The organism is Pantoea sp. EKM10T (genome assembly GCF_011800685.1).
Classification (GTDB): Bacteria; Pseudomonadota; Gammaproteobacteria; order Enterobacterales; family Enterobacteriaceae; genus Pantoea; species Pantoea agglomerans.
This window is the reverse complement of the sequence record NZ_JAALEU010000003.1, coordinates 201,410-220,481: the sequence shown is the minus strand read 5'-3', so window position 1 is coordinate 220,481 and position 19,072 is coordinate 201,410. Positions and strand designations below refer to the sequence as shown.

General features: G+C 53.0%; 18 protein-coding genes. 7 read left to right on the top strand and 11 right to left on the bottom strand.

Translation table 11 applies throughout. The features are described from left to right. Positions 1 to 210: 210 nt before the first annotated feature. Both HFD95_RS07535 and fumA read left to right on the top strand, forming a co-directional pair. Positions 211 to 1,719, top strand: a complete 1,509-nt coding sequence (locus tag HFD95_RS07535; RefSeq protein WP_010247273.1) for an anion permease — start codon at positions 211 to 213, stop codon at positions 1,717 to 1,719. A gap of 156 nt (positions 1,720 to 1,875) precedes the next feature. Continuing rightward, positions 1,876 to 3,522, top strand: a complete 1,647-nt coding sequence (gene fumA, locus HFD95_RS07530; protein ID WP_022624760.1) for a class I fumarate hydratase FumA — start codon at positions 1,876 to 1,878, stop codon at positions 3,520 to 3,522. 154 nt (positions 3,523 to 3,676) lie between these two features. On the opposite strand, the gene HFD95_RS07525 is transcribed toward fumA, so the two are convergent. From HFD95_RS07525 to HFD95_RS07505, 5 genes are all read right to left on the bottom strand, one after another. After that, complete coding sequence (locus tag HFD95_RS07525) at positions 3,677 to 4,108, bottom strand: Shiga toxin A subunit (RefSeq protein WP_228312680.1); 432 nt, start codon at positions 4,106 to 4,108, stop codon at positions 3,677 to 3,679. Further along, the gene (locus tag HFD95_RS07520; protein WP_062759225.1) at positions 4,105 to 4,473 is read right to left on the bottom strand and encodes a DUF2778 domain-containing protein; all 369 of its coding nucleotides are present in this window, start codon (positions 4,471 to 4,473) and stop codon (positions 4,105 to 4,107) included. The genes HFD95_RS07525 and HFD95_RS07520 overlap by 4 nt, the downstream gene beginning before the upstream one ends. A 10-nt stretch (positions 4,474 to 4,483) precedes the next feature. Then, complete coding sequence (locus tag HFD95_RS07515) at positions 4,484 to 4,975, bottom strand: type VI secretion system tube protein TssD (RefSeq protein ID WP_064690754.1); 492 nt, start codon at positions 4,973 to 4,975, stop codon at positions 4,484 to 4,486. Positions 4,976 to 5,976: 1,001 nt separating this feature from the next. Continuing rightward, complete coding sequence (locus tag HFD95_RS07510) at positions 5,977 to 6,633, bottom strand: SDR family oxidoreductase (protein WP_167430042.1); 657 nt, start codon at positions 6,631 to 6,633, stop codon at positions 5,977 to 5,979. An 88-nt stretch (positions 6,634 to 6,721) separates the two neighbouring features. Then, the gene (locus HFD95_RS07505; RefSeq protein ID WP_167430041.1) at positions 6,722 to 7,789 is read right to left on the bottom strand and encodes an SDR family oxidoreductase; all 1,068 of its coding nucleotides are present in this window, start codon (positions 7,787 to 7,789) and stop codon (positions 6,722 to 6,724) included. A gap of 100 nt (positions 7,790 to 7,889) precedes the next feature. On the opposite strand from HFD95_RS07505, the gene HFD95_RS07500 reads away from it, so the two are divergent. From HFD95_RS07500 to HFD95_RS07485, 4 genes are all read left to right on the top strand, one after another. Beyond that, positions 7,890 to 8,792: a LysR family transcriptional regulator gene (locus tag HFD95_RS07500; protein WP_167430040.1), complete on the top strand. Its 903-nt coding sequence runs from the start codon at positions 7,890 to 7,892 to the stop codon at positions 8,790 to 8,792. Between the two features lie 321 nt (positions 8,793 to 9,113). Then, positions 9,114 to 10,562 (top strand): sugar porter family MFS transporter, encoded by a 1,449-nt coding sequence (locus HFD95_RS07495; RefSeq protein WP_010670306.1) that lies wholly within the window; start codon positions 9,114 to 9,116, stop codon positions 10,560 to 10,562. 98 nt (positions 10,563 to 10,660) lie between these two features. After that, positions 10,661 to 11,488, top strand: a complete 828-nt coding sequence (locus HFD95_RS07490; protein WP_305848884.1) for a TIM barrel protein — start codon at positions 10,661 to 10,663, stop codon at positions 11,486 to 11,488. Between the two features lie 9 nt (positions 11,489 to 11,497). Then, positions 11,498 to 12,508, top strand: a complete 1,011-nt coding sequence (locus HFD95_RS07485; protein WP_167430039.1) for a Gfo/Idh/MocA family protein — start codon at positions 11,498 to 11,500, stop codon at positions 12,506 to 12,508. A 157-nt stretch (positions 12,509 to 12,665) separates the two neighbouring features. On the opposite strand, the gene HFD95_RS07480 is transcribed toward HFD95_RS07485, so the two are convergent. The 4 genes from HFD95_RS07480 to HFD95_RS07465 all read right to left on the bottom strand — a co-directional run bounded on the left by HFD95_RS07480 (position 12,666) and on the right by HFD95_RS07465 (position 15,965). Beyond that, a complete protein-coding gene (locus tag HFD95_RS07480; RefSeq protein ID WP_052271592.1) occupies positions 12,666 to 13,139 on the bottom strand; it encodes an OmpA family protein in 474 nt (157 codons plus the stop codon). 2 nt (positions 13,140 to 13,141) lie between these two features. Next, positions 13,142 to 14,350, bottom strand: a complete 1,209-nt coding sequence (locus HFD95_RS07475; protein ID WP_167430038.1) for a diguanylate cyclase domain-containing protein — start codon at positions 14,348 to 14,350, stop codon at positions 13,142 to 13,144. A gap of 1 nt (position 14,351) precedes the next feature. Beyond that, on the bottom strand, positions 14,352 to 14,912 hold the full coding sequence (locus HFD95_RS07470) for a YfiR family protein (protein WP_167430037.1): 561 nt from the start codon (positions 14,910 to 14,912) through the stop codon (positions 14,352 to 14,354). 144 nt (positions 14,913 to 15,056) lie between these two features. Beyond that, entirely contained in the window at positions 15,057 to 15,965 is a 909-nt protein-coding gene (locus HFD95_RS07465) for a LysR family transcriptional regulator (RefSeq protein WP_167430036.1), read from the bottom strand. A gap of 401 nt (positions 15,966 to 16,366) precedes the next feature. Between HFD95_RS07465 and HFD95_RS07460 the strand changes: the two genes are divergently transcribed. Beyond that, positions 16,367 to 16,660, top strand: a complete 294-nt coding sequence (locus HFD95_RS07460) for a DUF1330 domain-containing protein (RefSeq protein ID WP_167430035.1) — start codon at positions 16,367 to 16,369, stop codon at positions 16,658 to 16,660. Positions 16,661 to 16,923: 263 nt separating this feature from the next. Here the strand turns inward: HFD95_RS07460 and HFD95_RS07455 are convergent, their stop codons facing one another. Then, positions 16,924 to 18,282: a heavy metal sensor histidine kinase gene (locus HFD95_RS07455; protein WP_167430034.1), complete on the bottom strand. Its 1,359-nt coding sequence runs from the start codon at positions 18,280 to 18,282 to the stop codon at positions 16,924 to 16,926. Then, the gene (hprR, locus tag HFD95_RS07450) at positions 18,275 to 18,955 is read right to left on the bottom strand and encodes a response regulator transcription factor HprR (protein WP_022624753.1); all 681 of its coding nucleotides are present in this window, start codon (positions 18,953 to 18,955) and stop codon (positions 18,275 to 18,277) included. The genes HFD95_RS07455 and hprR overlap by 8 nt, the downstream gene beginning before the upstream one ends. Positions 18,956 to 19,072: the final 117 nt, after the last annotated feature.

The window sequence follows — 19,072 nt, the reverse complement described above, 5'->3', positions numbered from 1 at the left end:
TGAATTAATTTCTTTGATCTGGATCAAAATCTATATTTGCAAAAATCGCATCATATTTACATGGATTTAAAAATGCAGCTCAATAGCTAAGCAGTCGATTAAAAAATCAGTGCATCGCGGTTTATTCACACTATTAAGAATAAGAAAGAAAGTCATCAGTGAAGGTCCGGGGCGCAAATCGCATTCTTCTTAACTTGCAGATAAAATACTATGAAACCACTCTCAGCTGTAACTGAACCCCCAAAAGTCGCACCTGCGGCGCCGGGTAAAAAGAAAGCTATCATGCTTGCTCTGCCGGTGCTCGTTGCCGTGTTGCTGTTGCTGGTGCCCACACCAGCCGGACTCGAACCCTACGCCTGGCACTTCTTCGCCATCTTCGTCGGCGTGATTGTCGGATTGATCTTTGAACCCCTGCCAGGCGCGGTGATCGGCCTGACCGGCGTGGTAGTCATCGCGCTGTTCAGCCAGTTTCTGCTCTTCAGCCCGGCTGAACTGGCTAACCCGAAATTCAAAGTCGCCAGTGAGTCGTTCAAATGGGCGGTAAGTGGGTTCGGCAACTCCACGGTCTGGCTGATCTTCGGTGCCTTTATGTTCGCCGCAGGTTATGACAAAACGCAGTTTGGTCGCCGCCTGGCCCTGATTCTGGTGAAGTATCTGGGTCGCCGCAGTCTGACGCTGGGTTATGCCATTACCTTTGCTGACCTGCTTCTTGCGCCCTTTACGCCGTCAAACACCGCGCGCAGTGGCGGTACCATCTACCCGATTATTGCCAACCTGCCGCCGCTTTACGGCTCTAAACCTAACGACCCGAGCGCCCGTAAAATCGGTTCCTATCTGATGTGGGTGGCGATTACCGCGGCCTGTATTACCAGCTCCATGTTCCTCTCTGCGCTGGCACCCAACCTGCTGGCACTGGCACTGGTAAAAAGCATCGTCGGTTTTGATATCTCATGGGGCATGTGGTTCCTGGCCTTCCTGCCGCTGGGTGTGCTGCTGATTCTGACCATGCCGCTGCTGGCTTACTGGTTCTACCCACCTGAAGTTAAAATCAATGATGAAGTGCCGAAATGGGCCATCGCTGAACTGGAAAAACTGGGCAGACTGACCCGCAATGAAATCCTGCTGCTGGTGTTTGTCGTCTGTGCACTGCTGATGTGGATTTTCGCCACCTCGTGGATCGAACCTGCCATGGCGGCGCTGTTGGTGGTCGTTCTGATGTTGTGGACCGGCGTACTGACCTGGAATGACATCACCAGTAATAAACCGGCCTGGAACACCTTTGCCTGGTTCGCCACCCTGGTGGCACTGGCCGATGGTCTGGCCCGCGTTGGCTTTATTACCTGGTTAGGTAAAGAGGGTGGCATGCTGCTGCAGGGTTATGACCCACAGGTTTCGGCCGTGGTGCTGTTAATCGCCTTCTTCCTGCTGCACTACTTGTTTGCCAGTACCACCGCACACACCACCGCGCTGTTACCGGCCATGCTGACCATTGCAGCCTCCATTCCGGGTATCAATATGCCGGTCTTCTGCCTGATGTTGTGTACCTCTCTGGGTGTGATGGGCATCATCACGCCATACGGCACCGGCCCAAGCCCGATTTACTACGGCAGCGGTTATCTGCCTACCAAAGACTATTGGCGTCTGGGAACCATCTTCGGTGCCATCTTCTTAGGCTCCATGATGCTGATTGCCTATCCGTGGATGGTGTGGTTGTTCTGACGGATACAACATGCAGATCAACGCGTTATAAGATACCATTCCTGCACTTCCCCACCGCACCCGCGGTGGGGAAGCATAATAAACAATTAATTCGCCTATGATGTTGCGCCCCGCAGCCTGTCCGCGGAGGTTCAGCCGGTCATTAAGTGAGAAAAAATGTCGAACAAGCCTTTTGTCTATCAGAACCCTTTCCCGCTGTCCCACGAAGATACCGAATACTATCTGCTGAGTCGTGAGCATGTCTCCGTCTCCGAGTTTGAGGGTCAGGAGATCCTTAAAGTCGATCCTCAGGCGCTGACGTTACTGAGCCAGCAGGCGTTCCACGACGCCTCTTTTATGCTGCGTCCGGCCCACCAGCAGCAGGTCGCCTCCATCCTTGATGACCCGGAAGCCAGCGACAATGATAAATATGTCGCCCTGCAGTTTTTAAGAAACTCTGAAATTGCCGCCAAAGGCGTGCTGCCAACCTGTCAGGATACCGGCACCGCGATCATCATGGGCAAAAAGGGCCAGCGCGTCTGGACCGGCGGCGGTGATGAAGCTGCGCTGTCACAGGGTATCTACAACACCTATATCGAAGATAACCTGCGCTATTCGCAGAATGCCGCTCTGGATATGTATAAAGAGGTGAATACCGGCACTAACCTGCCAGCGCAGATCGACCTCTACAGCGTGGATGGCGATGAGTACAAGTTCCTCTGTATCGCTAAAGGTGGTGGTTCCGCCAATAAAACCTATCTCTATCAGGAAACCAAAGCGCTGCTGAGCCCGGGCAAGCTGAAAAATTACCTGGTAGATAAGATGCGTACCCTCGGCACCGCAGCCTGTCCGCCCTACCATATTGCGTTTGTCATCGGCGGCACCTCGGCAGAAAGCACCCTGAAAACCGTGAAGCTCGCCTCAACTCACTATTACGACGGGCTGCCCACTGAAGGCAACGAGCACGGTCAGGCGTTCCGCGACGTTCAACTGGAGCAGGAACTACTGGAAGCGGCGCAGCAGCTCGGTCTGGGTGCGCAGTTTGGCGGCAAATATTTTGCGCACGATATCCGCGTGGTGCGTCTGCCACGTCACGGCGCCTCCTGCCCGATCGGCATGGGCGTCTCCTGCTCGGCTGACCGTAACATCAAAGCGAAGATTAACCGTGAAGGTATCTGGATTGAGAAACTGGAAGCCAACCCAGGCCGCCTGATCCCGGAAGCACTGCGTCAGCAGGGCGAAGGTGAAGCGTTGCAGGTTGATCTCAACCGCCCAATGGAAGAGATTCTGGCGCAACTGTCTGCTTATCCGGTTTCAACCCGCCTGTCACTGACCGGCACTATTATCGTGGCGCGCGATATTGCACATGCAAAACTCAAAGAGCGCATCGATAACGGCGAAGGATTACCGCAGTACATCAAAGATCATCCGGTCTATTACGCTGGCCCGGCGAAGACGCCTGAAGGTTATGCTTCTGGTTCACTCGGCCCGACCACTGCCGGTCGTATGGATTCCTACGTGGATCTGCTGCAGGCGCACGGCGGAAGTAAGATCATGCTGGCCAAGGGCAATCGCAGCCAGCAGGTGACGGATGCCTGTCATAAACATGGCGGCTTCTATCTCGGCAGCATTGGTGGTCCGGCAGCGGTGCTGGCGCAGCAGAGCATTAAAAGTCTGGAATGCGTGGAGTATCCCGAGCTGGGAATGGAAGCGATCTGGAAAATCGAGGTGGAGAACTTCCCTGCCTTTATCCTGGTTGATGACAAAGGTAACGATTTCTTCCAGCACATTGAGCGCGCGCACTGCGCGAAATGCGTTAAGTAACGAAAAAGACCTTTAATCGAACAGCCTCCGAAAGGCAGGACGCAGGAGATTTTAAAAATTTCCCCGGCTAATCAATTTCAGGTTGGCCGGGGAACTCAACATAAATTCGCAACTCTTTTATCTGACAACTTTTCCCGGGATAGCTAACCCCCCTTCAGAACTCACGGGAAAGTGTCAAATATCCGTTGAATCGGACAGAGCACTCATCGTTATTTAGTATACTGGAGACAATATATACATTTTTTGCGCCTTTCACGTTGGTATAGGTGTATTTAACCGTCAGGTTCATTGCGCCGTTATTGTGGTAAATATCGAAGTAATCTTTGAGCAAGAGACCTTTACCTGTTTTAGCGTCTTTCTGCGCAAACTGATGCGCTAACGCATCGGAAACGAGGGAAAGATTTAGCACTTCAACTGTTGTTTTATCTCGCTCAATCCCATTAACACCTTCTTTGGTTATAGCAGATAAGAGCATCTCCTCGGCATAATGACCCCGAGCGGCGCATTCACTGCCAGATGTATCTGCTGTGTAACCAGCGAACGGTAACAGGGCCAGGGCCAGACTCAGCACATAATGATTAATCACCGCACCACCTCCAGAATTGCGCCGTAATCTTTACTAACCAGTAAGCGTGTTGATGGTCCCATAATTATGCAGCCAGCAGAGGCAAAACCTCTGATGCCGTGGCGTTTGTCTCCGTGCATCCTGAATGTACCCATATCACGCTCATAAGCGTTGACGCTGAGCGGAACCAGGGTAATTGTGAGCGGGCCTTTGCTGGTTCCGGTACTGCCGATTCTCCAGGTTCCTCGCGGGATTGGACCCATACCACGAACCTGCTCGCGATCAGGATTATTTTTGTTTGTAAGAATACCAGAGTAGCCTGTTTCAATTAACTTGCCATCGCGATATAACTCACCCGTACTTTGTTTATAAATCCATTTAGCCATTGTGATTTCCTTATGCTGTTTTCTGCTCTTCCAGGCTATCGGTGTGTTTAATATTGCCGTCAGTATAATGCCAGTCTATTTGTTCATAACGCAGCCCGACATGCTCTACGTGACCGTGCCTTTCAAAATCCGGGTCTTTGGTATCGAACATAACCGTCACGACGTGACAAACCTTCACATTCTCGAGTTTCGTTACGAAATACTCCTCTTCCTGACCGTTGTAATTGATGCGGTAGAAGCTGAACACCGCTTTTGCTAGCGTTTCCCCTGTTGTTAGCGCTTTATACAATTGCGGCGATGCGCTATCAATAGTTTTTTCAAAAGTATAAGCCTCATGTTGCCGCGTGCCTGTCACTGCACCTGTTGTGTCGTCCGTTGGAATAAATAAATTATGCTGCATCCCAGTTACCTCAATGCTTCCTTCGCGTTCAGTGACATCGACAGAGCCTTTTATTAACTTCCCTTCTTCATCGTAAAGCCACAGATATACTGGTATAGCCATTTAACACACTCCTTTGTCATATGAAGAGTGATAGTATCCTCCGCCTGCACTCCCATTATGAAATGCTGAATGATATTTAATTAATGGCAATCAATAAAAACGCATATATTTCTCCCTTTTCGGTCTGCTCACGCATCCTATCTTTGCCCTCAGGACACCCTCTTTTACTGTAATCTGAACTTAACCGGGCTGAAGCTATTGAGACGCAGGCTGATGCGTTCAGAGTTATAGTGGGGATCCCAGTGTCTATGACCTTTCTCTGCACAACTAATTCTATCTGACTCCTCCAGAATGAAGTCCTGGGATTGAAGCGTGACGAAAAATCTTTTAGCTATCGCGTTATTAAAGCAGTTTCACTTACCCTAAGGACTCTGCACCACATCTGCTGCCCGAAGCTTTTAATGATAATTTGTGATCTGGATCTGCAACCGCAGATTGATATGAAGCACGGGTGAATCAGCCGCTGATAGCCGCGTAAATGCCTTGACTGACATTTATTAACTCGCGCCGTGGCGGGATTTTCTGAACGACATTCGGACATGACTTCAGTACTGAAGGGGTAAATTATCGGAGAGAGTTAACGCTTTTCGCCGCAAACATAAAATACAGCAACCTCATTGCCCTCTTTTGATTAACGCTGCCACCGGTGCAGTCACGCTGTAAAATACTTACGACCGGCCATTTTCATGAGCGATATTTTCAGACGGGATAACTACATGGCGTATCATCGGCGTTCAGCCTTCAATTTGGTATTTGGCAGTTTTTCAGATAAATAATTGATGAGTAACGGCGTGGGTTTAACAGGCTAATTAATAATGAGCAGAGATTCGGCGACCAACAACCTTGCGCCAACGCCATAACGGGCAGCAGTTTTACGGTAGCCATCCCTCTTATTCCGGGTAATGTCTGACTACCGTAAACTGTAATACAGGAAAAGAGCCTGGACTCTTCCCTGAACTGCGTCTGATTAAGTTGAGTTTCCAACTTTTTGAGGCGGTTTTTTAGCCCCGCTGCAACCGCTGCAACGCCACATCAATCTGCACATCACCTTTGGTGAGTTCGATGATCTGATACTTAATTGCCGGATTTTCGATCAGGCCGACCAGTGTCGCCGCCACATCTTCGCGCGGGATCTCACCATACGGAATCGCCAGATCGGCATGAACCCGACCGGTACCGGCTTCATCGGTCAGCGTACCCGGTCGCAGGATTACCCACTCCAGCTTACTCGCTACCAGCTCCACATCTGCCAGACGCTTCACCCGCATGTAATTCTCAAATCCCTCTGAGGGTGTTTTACCGCGACCCGCATCCGGGAAAGCGGAAACCAGCATAAAGCGTGATACTCCCGCCTGCTCTGCTGCGGCAATCGCCAGCTTCAGTCCTTCTCCGTCGATGGCATTGGTCAGCTCGATCCCGGCACCGCCCGCACCCGCCGTGAAGACAGCCACATCGTGACCGGTCATCAGATCTGCCAGTGCCGTCACGCTCAGCTGCTGAATATCGCCAGCCACCGGTTTAGCACCAGCGGCCTGCAGCGTCTCTGCCTGCTCCGGTTTGCGGTGCAGCGCCGTCACTGTATGGCCTTTACTGCTCAGCTGACGGGTCAGCTTTTGGCCCACTTTGCCCGCTGCGCCGATAATGAAACATGTCGCCATAGGATCCAATCCTCCATTTACTGATTGAGTGCCAGAGTATAGCTATCAGTCAGAAACAAAACAGGCGCCTGATGCGGCGCCTGCTGGGTTATTGCGGGATCACTTTTTCCGCTTTCAGCTTATCAAACAGCTGAGTAAAGGAGTCGAGCGTGCTGCGATAGCCGATGAAGCCCGCTTTGCGGCTCTTACTCATATCGGTAAAGGCTTCCATCGGACGTCCCAGGTCGGCATCGGTATGCCACCAGGAAGCCAGTCTGGTGACATCCGATTCACGCAACTGATGCTGCTCTGCAATCGTCTGCCATGCACTGGCGGCTTCCTGCATGCGATCTTCCAGCGGCATCATCTGCGCCGGGTATTCTGCTGCTTCAATGCCGAAATAGTCAGCCAGTTTTGGCCACATCCAGTTCCAGCGGAACACATCGCCGTTTACCGCATTGAAATCCTGATTAGCGGCATTAGGTGAGGTCGCCGCCCAGTGCAGCTGCTCAGCCAGCAGGCCCGCATCGGTCATATCAACGACACCGTTCCACTGCTCAGGTGAGCCAGGGAAGATAAACGGCCAGCCTTTCTCTTTACACAGCGTTGCGTAGACCGCCAGTGTCTGCCCCATATTCATCGCATTGCCTACGGCATAACCGATGATGGTGTGTGGGCGATGCACACTCCAGCGGTAGTCATACTTCTCTGCACCAGCAAACACTTCATCTTCCTGCGCGTAGTAGAAGTTATCGACCGGCTGACGGCCCTGCTCTTCACGGAACGGCGTGACTGGCACAGCACCTTTGCCGTAAGCTTCAAACGGACCCAGGTAGTGCTTCAGTCCGGTTACCAGCGCCACGTGCGAACCCTGTAAACGGTCGCCGAGTGCTTCAATCACATTCCGCACCATGCCGCCGTTAACGCGGATATTCTCTTTTTCATTTTCCTGACGCGCCCAGACGCTAAAGAACAGCGCATCCGGTTTCACTGTTTTCAGCGCGTCACGGACGGCATCCGCATCGGTCAGATCGGCCGTCAGGCTGGTGACACCTTCAGGTACCGCGCCACGTCCGCGTGACAGACCGCTGACCTGCCAGCCTTCTTTCTGTAATTTATCTGCCAGTCCGCGACCAATAACGCCACTGATGCCCACAATCAAAGCATGCTTTTTCATTTGATTTCTCCTCGTTTTGCGTAATGCTAAGCCTAATAGAGAATTCAGTTCTTATCTCTGGCATTTATTCACAGCATTCTCAACCTGAGTTCATTAATCGATGCACGATCATCGCCTCAAAGATATTCTGCCGTTTGTTGCCAGCGTAGAGTGTGGCAGTTTTACCGCCGCTGCGGAGCGTCTGCACGTGACCGGATCGGCGATCAGTAAAAGCGTCAGCCGCCTGGAGACACGATTAGGCTCGCGACTGCTGGAGCGCACCACACGGAGCCTGCACCTCACCGACGCGGGCAGCGCCTATTACCAGACCTGCCTGCGTATTCTGGAGGATCTGGCCGAAGCCGAAGCGGTGCTGGCGGCACAGCGAACGATTCCTTCCGGTCGCCTGCGCCTGGCGGTGCCCACCACCTATGGCCGCCTCAATGTGATGCCGCTGCTGATGCCCTTTTGTCAGCAACACCCGGAACTGGCTCTGAGCCTGAGTTTCTCTGACCGCTTTGTTGACCTGTTTGAAGAGGGCGTGGATGTGGCGGTACGGATCGGCGGCGCGCCCGACCTGCCTGCTTCGCTGGGCTGGCGTAATATGGGCCGCGAGCAGATGCAGTTCTGTGCCTCACCCGCTTATCTGGCACGCGAGGGACGACCTGAAGATGAGACGGCGCTGCTGAACCACCGCGCCATCCTTTATGAGCGTGTAGATGGCAGCACCAAACCCTGGCTGTTCACCACCGAAGATGGTCAGCCGCACTGGCGCGAGGTGCCGTACCGGCTGGCACTGGGCGACGTTGATGCCCAGCTGCAGGCTGTCATCGCCGGGCTGGGCGTGGCACAAATGCCCTCGTGGCTGATTCAGCATGCCGTGAAACAGGGCGACCTGGAGATAATTTTGCCGCAGTTGCAGCCCGAGGGGCTGACGCTGAGCGTGGTGTGGCCACGCCGTAAACAGTTCCTGCCTAAGGTCGATGCACTGTTATCGGCGCTCACCGCGCTGGAAATCCGCTAACCCGCCCTGCTATCTGTTTATCGCGGTTGGGATGTTTCATCCTGACTGCGATCATTTAATCTTTCTACACGCTGATTTCCCCCTGTTCTGCCCTGCCTGAACCGCCGGTAACTTATCGATCCCCCCTATAACCCGCTTAAATTTAATGTTTTTATTTTCGCCCTGATGGAATCCCATCAAAATAAAAATGGCGGAAGGGTTGAGCTCACATAATGAAAACTAAGTTTCAAATATAATTTAACCCGAAATAAAAATATCAGTAGGGTGATGTCTTCTTCATGTTCTGACGTTTTGTCTTTGCCGTTATTACCAGGAGTATTCATGGAAAAAGAACTTTATATCTCGTCGAACCCGGCATCCGGTCCAAATAGCACCACCCGCACCGAGCCTTTTGTGAAGATTATTGCGCTGGTCGCCACCCTGGGTGGATTGCTGTTTGGTTATGACACCGGTGTGGTCTCAGGCGCGTTGCTGTTTATGCGCGGCGATCTGCATCTCACCCCATTTACTACCGGGCTGGTCACCAGTTCCCTGCTGTTTGGTGCAGCCTTCGGCGCGCTGGCAGCCGGTCATCTGGCGGATGGCCTCGGCAGACGACGCATTATCATTGCGCTGGCGCTTATCTTCGCTTTTGGCGCTGTCGGCTCGGCGCTGGCGCCTGATGTCACCTGGATGATCGCTTCTCGCCTGTTCCTGGGCTTTGCCGTGGGGGGTGCTGCTGCGACCGTGCCGGTCTACATCGCAGAAATCGCCCCCGCCAACAAACGTGGCCAGCTGGTCACACTGCAGGAGCTGATGATCGTCAGCGGTCAGCTGCTGGCGTACATCTCCAACGCCACCTTTAACGATATCTGGGGCGGCGAAAATACCTGGCGCTGGATGCTGGCGCTGTCGATTGTCCCCGCTGTTCTGCTCTGGATCGGCATGATTTTTATGCCTGAAACCCCGCGCTGGCATGTAATGAAAGGCCGCAGTCAGGCAGCGCGCGAGGTCCTGGAAAAAACCCGTGCCGCCGAAGATGTCGAGTGGGAGCTGGAAGAGATTGAGGAAACCATTGAAGAGAACCGTCAGCGTGGCAAAGGCCGCCTGCGCGATCTCGCCACACCCTGGCTGATGAAAATCTTCCTGCTGGGCGTGGGTATTGCCGCAATCCAGCAGTTGACCGGGGTGAATACCATTATGTATTACGCCCCCACCATGCTGACCGCCGCCGGACTGAGCAACGATGCCGCGCTGTTCGCCACCATCGCCAATGGCGTGATTTCAGTAGTGATGACGCTGGCGGGCATCTGGTTAATCGGCAAAGTGGGACGTCGTCCGCTGGTGTTAATCGGACAGATGGGCTGCACCTGCTGCCTGTTCTTTATCGGGCTGGTCTGCTGGCTGATGCCGGAATACCTCAACGGCACGGTCAACCTGCTGCGGGCTTATCTGGTGCTGGCGGGAATGCTGATGTTTCTCTGCTTCCAGCAGGGCGCATTGTCACCCGTTACCTGGCTGCTGCTGTCAGAAATATTCCCCGCCCGGATGCGTGGCATCTGTATGGGTGGCGCTGTCTTCTCACTGTGGATCGCCAATTTCGCCATCTCCATGGCCTTTCCGCTGTTATTAGCCGCATTTGGTCTGGCCGGAGCCTTCTTTATATTCGCGGCTATCGGCATCGGCGGTTCTGTTTTTGTTGTGAAGTTTATTCCCGAGACCCGGGGAAGAAGTCTTGAGCAGGTCGAGCACTATTTCTATGCGCTTTATAACGGCAACGGCAAAAAATAGTGCCTGAAACGTCCGTATTGAATAACTCACGGCCCGCAGCATTACGCTGACTACCCGATTGCTATTAACACTGTACCCCTACATTCAAGGAAATTGTTATGAGCCTGAATATTCCCAACGCGCGCTTTTGCATCAACCGTAAAATTGCGCCCAGCCTCACCCTTCCGCAGTTTTTTAAACTGGTCAGCCAGCTCGGTATCCATAATGTCGAACTGCGTAATGATATGCCCAGTGGCCGCGTCACCGACGATCTCAGCGGCGACGAGGTAAAAGCCCTGGCGCGTGAGTCAGGCATCCGGATTGTGACCATCAATGCGCTTTATCCCTTTAATCAGCTGAATGAAGAGGTGCTGCAACGCACCCGCCAGCTGTTAAGTGATGCGCAGGCGGTCGGCGCTGAATCGCTGGTGCTCTGCCCGCTTAATGACGGCACGCCGATTAGCGCTGAAGACACCGTAAGCGCGCTGAAAACCCTGGCCCCGCTGTTCGCTGAGGCAGGTATTCAGGGGCTGGTGGAACCGCTGGGCTTTCCGCAAAGCTCGCTGCGTTCGGCGACTCAGGCTCAGACGCTGATCCATGAAGCGGGTGTGCCATTCAGCTTGCTGATCGATACCTTCCATCATCATCTGTTTGAAGATGCGGAACAGACCTTCGAACAGGAGATCGATATTCAGCAGATCGGTCTGGTTCACCTTTCCGGCGTCACCGACCCGCGCCCGGTTAATCAGCTTACCGATGAAGAACGCATCATGCTCAGCGCGGAAGACCGCTTGCGCAGTAAGCAGCAGGTCGAGCGACTGGAGAAGATGGGTTACACCGGCCTTTACGCCTTTGAGCCGTTCTCCTCAGTGATGAACAGCTGGCAGGAAGCGGACATTGCCCGCGAAATCCGCGACAGCATCCAGCTGTTAAACCACTCAGCTTAAGGAATTATCATGACTATTAATATTGGCGTCATCGGCACCGGCGCAATCGGTCGCGAACACATCCGCCGTTGCAGCACCGTGTTACAGAATGCGCGCGTGGTGGCGCTTAACGATATCAACCGTGAAAACTGCCAGCAAATCGTTAACGAGCTGACGCCGGAAGCGCGTATTTATGACAATGCTATCGATCTGATTAACGATCCGCAGGTCAATGCGGTGCTGGTCACCTCCTGGGGGCCGACGCATGAAGCCTTTGTGCTGGCCTGCATTGAGGCGGGTAAAGCGGTGTTCTGCGAAAAACCGCTGGCGGTTACCGCGCAGGGCTGCATGAACATTGTGGAAGCAGAAATTAAGGCAGGACGTCAGCTGGTGCAGGTCGGGTTTATGCGCCCTTATGACAGCGGCTATCGCGCACTAAAAGCGGTGATCGACAGCGGCGAAATTGGTGAGCCTTTGATGCTGCACTGCGCACACCGCAACCCGGAAGTGGGCGACAGCTACACCACCGACATGGCGATCACCGACACGCTGATCCACGAACTCGATGTGCTGCGCTGGCTGCTGGATGATGACTATGCCAGCGTGCAGGTAATCTTCCCGCGTAAAACCCGTAAGGCGTCGTCACATCTGCGCGATCCGCAAATCGTGCTGCTTGAGACCACCAAAGGGGCGCGCATTGATGTCGAAATCTTCGTGAACTGTGAATATGGTTACGATATTCAGTGTGAAGTGGTGGGTGAAAGCGGCATTGCTCGTCTGCCGGAGCCGGTCTCTGTGCAGCTACGCAGCGCGGCTAAGCTCTCCACCACCATTCTGACTGACTGGAAAAAGCGTTTTATCGATGCGTATGACGTGGAGTTGCAGGCATTTATCAACAACGTCATCAACGGTGAGATGACCGGTCCCTCCGCCTGGGATGGTTACGCCGCCGCGGTGGCCGCTGATGCCTGCGTCGCGGCCCAGACTTCCGGTGAAATTGTGCCGGTCTCTATGCCAGCAAGACCGGCGTTTTATCGCTGATAGCAACGCTGCACGGCGGGTTCCGCCGTGCATTTTCCCCTCCGTTTCATCTTTTCCAGCGGCTCTTCACGCATCATCGGTAACCGGATAAGCCGCCAGGCAGGACATTGAGTCATACCGGCCTGAGCGCGCAGCACTGCTCACTGTTAACTCATTATCACGGCGCAGTAATCACAATTGCCACACGCCGATTTTGCGCGCGTCCCTGCGCGCTAATGTTGCTGGTAACGGGTGCACTCATGCCTAATCCACGTGTGATAATATTTTCGCGCGGTACAGCAGCCCCTTCCGCCCACTGTGCCGCGACTGCGTTAGCTCTTTTTAGCGACAGCTGTTGGTTATAATCTGGTTTGCCGTAATTATCGGTGTGCCCGTCAATTCGCACATGCTTAATACCGGTCGACGCCAGGTTTTTTGCCATCCCCTGAATATTTCTTTTGCTGGAGGGTGTAAGTTCTGATTCGTTTACACCAAACAGGATCTTATCTGATAAGCCCAATCCCCAGCCTTCCCTATTTTGAGTGAATCCCGCACGCTTCATCGCTGCGATCTGCGCCTCATTAAAACGTTCTTTAGACTGACAACCGACCAGCGCCAAAATAAGCAGCATCAGGGAAATATTTTTTTTCATCTTTAAGCCTTATTTGTTCGCTTATTTTTGTACATATTCATGTCAGCGCGTTCGAGAATAGACTCAACCGTATCGCCGTGTTGTGACCAGGCGTAGCCAATGGTAACCGAGGTATTTATCTGCGTACCTTCTGCAAGGATGATTTTTTCCATGATGAGGTCATGGATGTCCTGCATGAGTTGCTGTAATTGCTCCTCACTGACCTGACTGCTCACCAGCATGGCAAATTCATCCCCACCTAAACGGGAGACTAAATCCTGTTCAGATGCCAGTGATAGCAGGCGTGCTGCTATCGCTTTTAATACCTCATCCCCGGCGGCATGGCCCCAGTTATCATTGATACTTTTAAAGCGATCGCCATCAAGAAACAGTAAGGCAAAACGCTCCTCAGCATATTGCTGGTCGAGAAGCCGGGAAAGGTGAGCAGCAAACGCGCTGCGGTTTGCAAGACCGGTTAACGGGTCCTCCAGCGCTTTGGCTGCCAGCGAGCGATTATCTCGGATAAGCGAAGCCTTTAGCGATTGCATTTCCCTCAGCAACGAATTGAGATCATCTGAAAATAGCTGAAACTCACTCGTCGTGCTCTCCGGTATACGCAAGGAAAAATCACCGGAATGAATCACATAGTGAATCGAGCTGGTAATGTTGCGCAGTGTAGCGAGCATACCCCGATGCAGAAATTCACTCAGCAAAAGGGAGATAATCAGTACACATAGCATACCGCTGGTCAGAATCATGAAGGAGTATCGAATGAAACTCACCGCGCCGGTCACGGTGCCTTCCAGCGTTAATGTACCGACAGCAACGTCAGAGTGAATGATACTGACGTTAAGCGGTTTAAGATAAATCCACTCACGTAATAACCGCGAATACCAGCCCGTCTGCTCCTGCTGAGCATGCCAGTTGACCAGAACAATTTGATCTTTAGTGACCAGTTTCGCAGACGCGTACATCCCTTCATTGCCGAGCCGTGCAATTTTATTGTGCGCATCGTAACTGTCGGAAAAAACGGTCGCAGCGGTTAGCGTGGTGCTGAGGGTTGCGCCGATTAATTCAAGGTTTCGCTTCTCGTAATTTTTAATGAATAGCAGCGACGTCGAAGAGAGCAACAGCCAGCACAACAGTAATATCACCGCAGCGTTGATGGTGCTTATTTTTCGCAGTTTATTGCGTATCGATGATTTGTCATTTCTTAATTTATCGAATTTCATTTTATTCGCTTCTCTCGCGGGACAGCAAAAGCACGTCCGGACTCACCCTGACACCGCTTCTGGCAAGCGAATCAAGGTTAACGGAAAAAAGCGTGTGGCCCGGATGAAAAATCAGGCAAAACGCGGCGCCCCGCGTGCAATCCGCATTGTTCTCCGCGAGGGTAAGGACGGCTCTGCCCTTAAACTGCTGAATCAGGTCCACCTGCTGTTGTGACGTCTGATCGCCGAAATAGACGGCGTCGCATCTGTGCGACGGCAGGTCGCCTGCGCTGGCAAGATAAACAACGGTGAATGTGGCTGCCGCAGAGGAGGCATTGTCCGGCAAGGAGAGATGCCGGGCTGAAGAAAAAATACATAATTGAGGCGGTTGTTTTAAGCCCGTCCACTGGGTGAAGCTGATAATACCACTGACGATATCATTGGCTTTGTCATCTTTTATTTCGGCACTGGCAATATGAGGAATAAGCAGCAGCAAAATAAGTCCCGTATAAACGAGTTTGCAGATGTGGCGTATGAAAAGCAGCACATCGACGTCATGATGAATTTGATATTTATCGATCATACTGCGTTCCCAAAAATTCTACGCATGGCAGGACGCCTTAATAAGCGCGGAAATATTAGCATAGCGGTGATTAAATTTGTACTTCTGGTTTGGTTCGCCACATACCCTGTTGGTGTACTTTTATCTGGCGTAAGAATCACTGTGCTATCTGTCAAAATAAGGTTTTAAAATTTCTTCTGTCCAGTGCATAAAGGCTCTGACACGCCGCGACAGATTTCGTCGGTGTGCGACAACAAAAGAGGCACTGAGCGGCTCAGGACACAGATCGGTAAGGACTTCAACCAGCGCACCGCGCTCAATATAGGGCGCCAGCGTGGAGTAACCGCCCTGAATCAAGCCCAGCCCGGCCAGTCCCGCCTCATGATAGGCCGGTACGCTGTTGACCCTTATGGCGCCGGGTAACATCAGCAATTGATAGCCGCCATCCACCGGATACTCCCAGCCATCTGGCTTCGAACCAAAGCTCCGCTGGTAATGGACCATCTGGTGGCCATAATTGAGCAAATCATCAATCGTCTGCGGTACTCCGAAGCGCGCCAGATAGCCCGGACTGGCTGCATTGATCATGCGCAGCTGCCCCAGCGGGCGAGCAATAAGCGTGTCATCAACGATTGGCCCCAGACGGATAACACAATCAAACCATTCATGAACTAAATCAACGCGCCGATCGGTACTTGAAAGCTCGATCTCCAGTTCAGGGTGTGCCTCCAGCAACTGAGGCAGCGCGGGGATTACCACGCATTGTGCCAGCACGGCAGGCATATCAACGCGTATTCTGCCCCGCAGTGACAACCCCTCGTGAGAGAACATGGACTGTAATTCTTCGGCTTCCGATAACAGATCGCGGGCGCGTGAGTAAAAAGCCCGTCCATCTTCCGTTAACTGCACTGTTCGCGTGGTGCGATGCAGAAGTGTCGCGCCTGTCTCCCTTTCGAGTTCGCGCACCACTAGTGAGGCGCGTCCTTTCTGAATACCCAGGCTTTCAGCTGCCTGAGTAAAACTCTTCATTTCCGCCACGCGTGCAAAAATAATCAGCGCCTCAAGGTTTTTCATTCATTGTTCTCCTTCAGAGTAACAGTGCGTTATTTCTTACGTTATTTATCACCATATTAATGGGTAATAGACTGCTTTCACACCGCGGATATTACAGAACGCGATCTGAACGTTATGAGGGTGAACCGTCTTTCTGAAAGGCTCAACGCCGTTGCGAACTGCCATGCAGGTTTGTGTACATAAGCACTGGTTCAGATCCCCGCATCATTCAGAGCACTGTTGGTTCGCGGCAAACATTGCTCAGGGTATCGGGAAGCACTCAGTGAAAAGGTTGTTACTCACCACTCAATCCGTTGACCCGAAGGAAGATTTGAAAACTTAGCCCCCATTCCGGATTTGGTTAACGCCAGTCGCGCTGCCTTACGCTGGATTTCACCCCCCTGTCAGGAAGGAAAAGAGAAATGAACAAAGGTTATTTAATCGCTCACGTGACCGTATCGGACCCTGTCGCATACGCTGACTATGCCAGAGCTGCAGGCGAAGCCATGCAGGCGTTTAATCCGAAGATCGTTGCCTGGTCAGGGCAGTATGAAAATCTGGAGGGAGAGGCGCATGAACGGCATGTGGTATTTGAGTTCGAATCTTTTGCCGAAGCCAAAGATTTTTATGAAAGCCCTGCGTATCAGGCTGCCAGGCTGTTGCGTGCAGGGGCTGCGCACGGGACGTTTGTGCTGGTTGAAGGGGCCAGCCTTTAAACACTTCTCCGTCATGTGCCGATGCAGACTCCAGCGAACCTGGGGCCCGCAGGATGTCACCAGTATGCTCAGTGGTGCCGGGATTTACCCGAGAAAGTGACAAGGGATATTCTGGTAATTGACGCTACCTGACCACCGTGCCGGTTAGGTAGCGTGTAACTGGCAAGGGGGTGGCTGTGTCTGACTTTATGACTTCCGCAGATCGCTTCCATCCCCTTCTGCTTTCATTAAAGCAGCACGGATGAGGTTTTTCTTACAGACGCTCACTTTCGGGGCAGGCGCAGGCCAAAGATAGTGTGCCCGTTCTCATGCCGGTAGTAAGCACTTCCGCCATGTAAAGCGGCGATTGCGCGCACCAGCGACAGTCCCAGCCCGCTTCCGGCCGTATGACGGACGTTATCGCCCCGCCAGAAGCGTTCAAATAATTTTTCAGGCTCCTCCAGCGCTTCGCCCGCGTTCGACACTTCAATCTCTACGTAGTCAGCGTGATGACACGTGCTGACCTGAATCGTCCCTTTTTCTGGCGAATAACGAATGGCGTTGATCAACAGGTTACTCATCGCACGCTGGAATAGCATTTTATCCGCGGTGAGGCTGCCTTCGGCGCTCAGCGCAATGACCTTCTCCTGCTCTTCCGCAACCGGTTCAAGAAAGTCGATCAGCGATTCCAGCGCGTCCTGCAGCAGGAAGTCCTGTTTATTGAGTCTGATATTGTGGTGCGTGGCGCGAGCCAGGAAGAGAATGTTTTCAGTGAGACGCGACAGACTCTCAAGCTCTTCAATGTTGCCTTCGAGCAGCGTCTGATATTCAGCGGCTGAGCGTTCATGACCCAGCGCGACCTGATTCTGGCCCAGTAACACATTAATGGGCGTGCGGATTTCGTGGGCCAGATCGTCGGCAAACTGGGTCAGACGGATAAAGTCCGTGGATAAGCGCTGACGCATAGCGTTAAGCGCATTGCCAATCGGTAGCAGCTCCTGCGGGATAGCCTGAAGCGGCACGGGCTGATTTAACCGGTCACTGGCCGTTTCTGCCACGATCTTGCTTAACCGGCCGATCGCCCTTAGCCCTCTGCGAATCAACAGCGGACTGACTGCGGCGCACAGCAATATAGCCGCCAGTGAAACCAGAATGCTTTGCTGGCGATAACGCTCCAGCATCAGTGCTCGCTCCCGCGCGACCCGGGCAAGCGTAATAGTTACCGGCCCGAGCGAGGAGTTTGCCTGCAGGCTTAACGCCGACGCTTCCGTCTTATCCGCATTGATCCAGCGGTGCAGCTGTTTCTCACTGGGTGGCGTACTGACCGGCGTGGGCGAGATCGCGGGCAACGTTATCCCGGTATGATTAATACTGACGTTTTGCTCATGCTGCGAGCGGATGCTGAGAATGTCCTGATGGATATCGACCATCCGATTGAAGTAGAGCGGCAGCGAGCTGGGATGGGCACCATCTTCAAGCAGTTGTCTTAACTGCGCCGCCCGATTAATCAGCGTTTGATCGTCCCGCCAGACCAGTTCACTGCGTAACGCTTTATACAGAATCAGGCTGATGCCGCCACAGGCCATCGCCATGATCAGCGTAAAAATTGCCGTCAGCCGCAGCGTCAGAGAAGGGCTAGTCACCCTCGCCTCCTTTTTCTGACAGGCAATATCCCATGCCCCTTACCGTAGTAATGAGCTTTTTAGGAAAGGGGTCGTCGACTTTACGGCGCAGGCGGCGGATAGCAACATCGACGATATTGGTTTCACTGTCGAAATTAACGCCCCATATTTCGCTGGCCAGCAGCGTCCGCGGCAGAATCTCACCGTGACGGCTGGCGAGCAGCCATAACAGCATGAACTCTTTGCGCGTCAGTGCAAGAGTGACACCGTCACGCAGAACCTGAAAGCGCGCTGAGTCCAGCACCAGATCGCCCACCCGTAGTACGCTACTGTGCGGCTGCTGCTGCCGGAGCTGATTTCTTACCCGAGCCAGCAACTCCGCAAAAGAGAACGGCTTAACCAGGTAATCATTGGCCCCCAGTTCCAGCCCTTTCACCCGATCATCCACCGAGTCTCTGGCAGTCAGGCAAATTACCGGAATCTGACTGGCGGTACGCAGGGTTTTCAGCACCTGCCACCCATCCATCCCCGGCAGCATAATATCCAGTATCACCAGGCTGTAGGGATGTGACAGCCCCAGATGCAGGCCATCCCGGCCGTCTGCGGCGTAATCCACGATATAGCCCGCTTCTTCCAGCCCCTTACGCACCCAGGCGCTCGCCTTCTGGTTATCTTCAATCAGTAATAGTTTCATCGGCGCAGTTTGCCATGAAATTTATGACCGCCACAGTGTTTCAGCGACAGATGACAATATGGTCATCTTTCTGACAGGCAGAACGAACAACCGTACAGGTATAACAGCGGGGTGATT

Excerpts from the sequence above, each read along its gene's own strand:
- hprR (WP_022624753.1), bottom strand. The coding sequence starts at position 18,955 with ATGAAACTATTACTGATTGAAGATAACCAGAAGGCGAGCGCCTGGGTG.
- HFD95_RS07485 (WP_167430039.1), top strand. The coding sequence starts at position 11,498 with ATGACTATTAATATTGGCGTCATCGGCACCGGCGCAATCGGTCGCGAA.
- HFD95_RS07490 (WP_305848884.1), top strand. The coding sequence starts at position 10,661 with ATGAGCCTGAATATTCCCAACGCGCGCTTTTGCATCAACCGTAAAATT.
- HFD95_RS07470 (WP_167430037.1), bottom strand. The coding sequence starts at position 14,912 with ATGATCGATAAATATCAAATTCATCATGACGTCGATGTGCTGCTTTTC.
- HFD95_RS07460 (WP_167430035.1), top strand. The coding sequence starts at position 16,367 with ATGAACAAAGGTTATTTAATCGCTCACGTGACCGTATCGGACCCTGTC.
- HFD95_RS07500 (WP_167430040.1), top strand. The coding sequence starts at position 7,890 with ATGCACGATCATCGCCTCAAAGATATTCTGCCGTTTGTTGCCAGCGTA.
- HFD95_RS07520 (WP_062759225.1), bottom strand. The coding sequence starts at position 4,473 with ATGGCTAAATGGATTTATAAACAAAGTACGGGTGAGTTATATCGCGAT.
- HFD95_RS07480 (WP_052271592.1), bottom strand. The coding sequence starts at position 13,139 with ATGAAAAAAAATATTTCCCTGATGCTGCTTATTTTGGCGCTGGTCGGT.
- HFD95_RS07495 (WP_010670306.1), top strand. The coding sequence starts at position 9,114 with ATGGAAAAAGAACTTTATATCTCGTCGAACCCGGCATCCGGTCCAAAT.
- HFD95_RS07510 (WP_167430042.1), bottom strand. The coding sequence starts at position 6,633 with ATGGCGACATGTTTCATTATCGGCGCAGCGGGCAAAGTGGGCCAAAAG.
- HFD95_RS07475 (WP_167430038.1), bottom strand. The coding sequence starts at position 14,350 with ATGAAATTCGATAAATTAAGAAATGACAAATCATCGATACGCAATAAA.
- HFD95_RS07505 (WP_167430041.1), bottom strand. The coding sequence starts at position 7,789 with ATGAAAAAGCATGCTTTGATTGTGGGCATCAGTGGCGTTATTGGTCGC.
- fumA (WP_022624760.1), top strand. The coding sequence starts at position 1,876 with ATGTCGAACAAGCCTTTTGTCTATCAGAACCCTTTCCCGCTGTCCCAC.
- HFD95_RS07535 (WP_010247273.1), top strand. The coding sequence starts at position 211 with ATGAAACCACTCTCAGCTGTAACTGAACCCCCAAAAGTCGCACCTGCG.
- HFD95_RS07465 (WP_167430036.1), bottom strand. The coding sequence starts at position 15,965 with ATGAAAAACCTTGAGGCGCTGATTATTTTTGCACGCGTGGCGGAAATG.
- HFD95_RS07515 (WP_064690754.1), bottom strand. The coding sequence starts at position 4,975 with ATGGCTATACCAGTATATCTGTGGCTTTACGATGAAGAAGGGAAGTTA.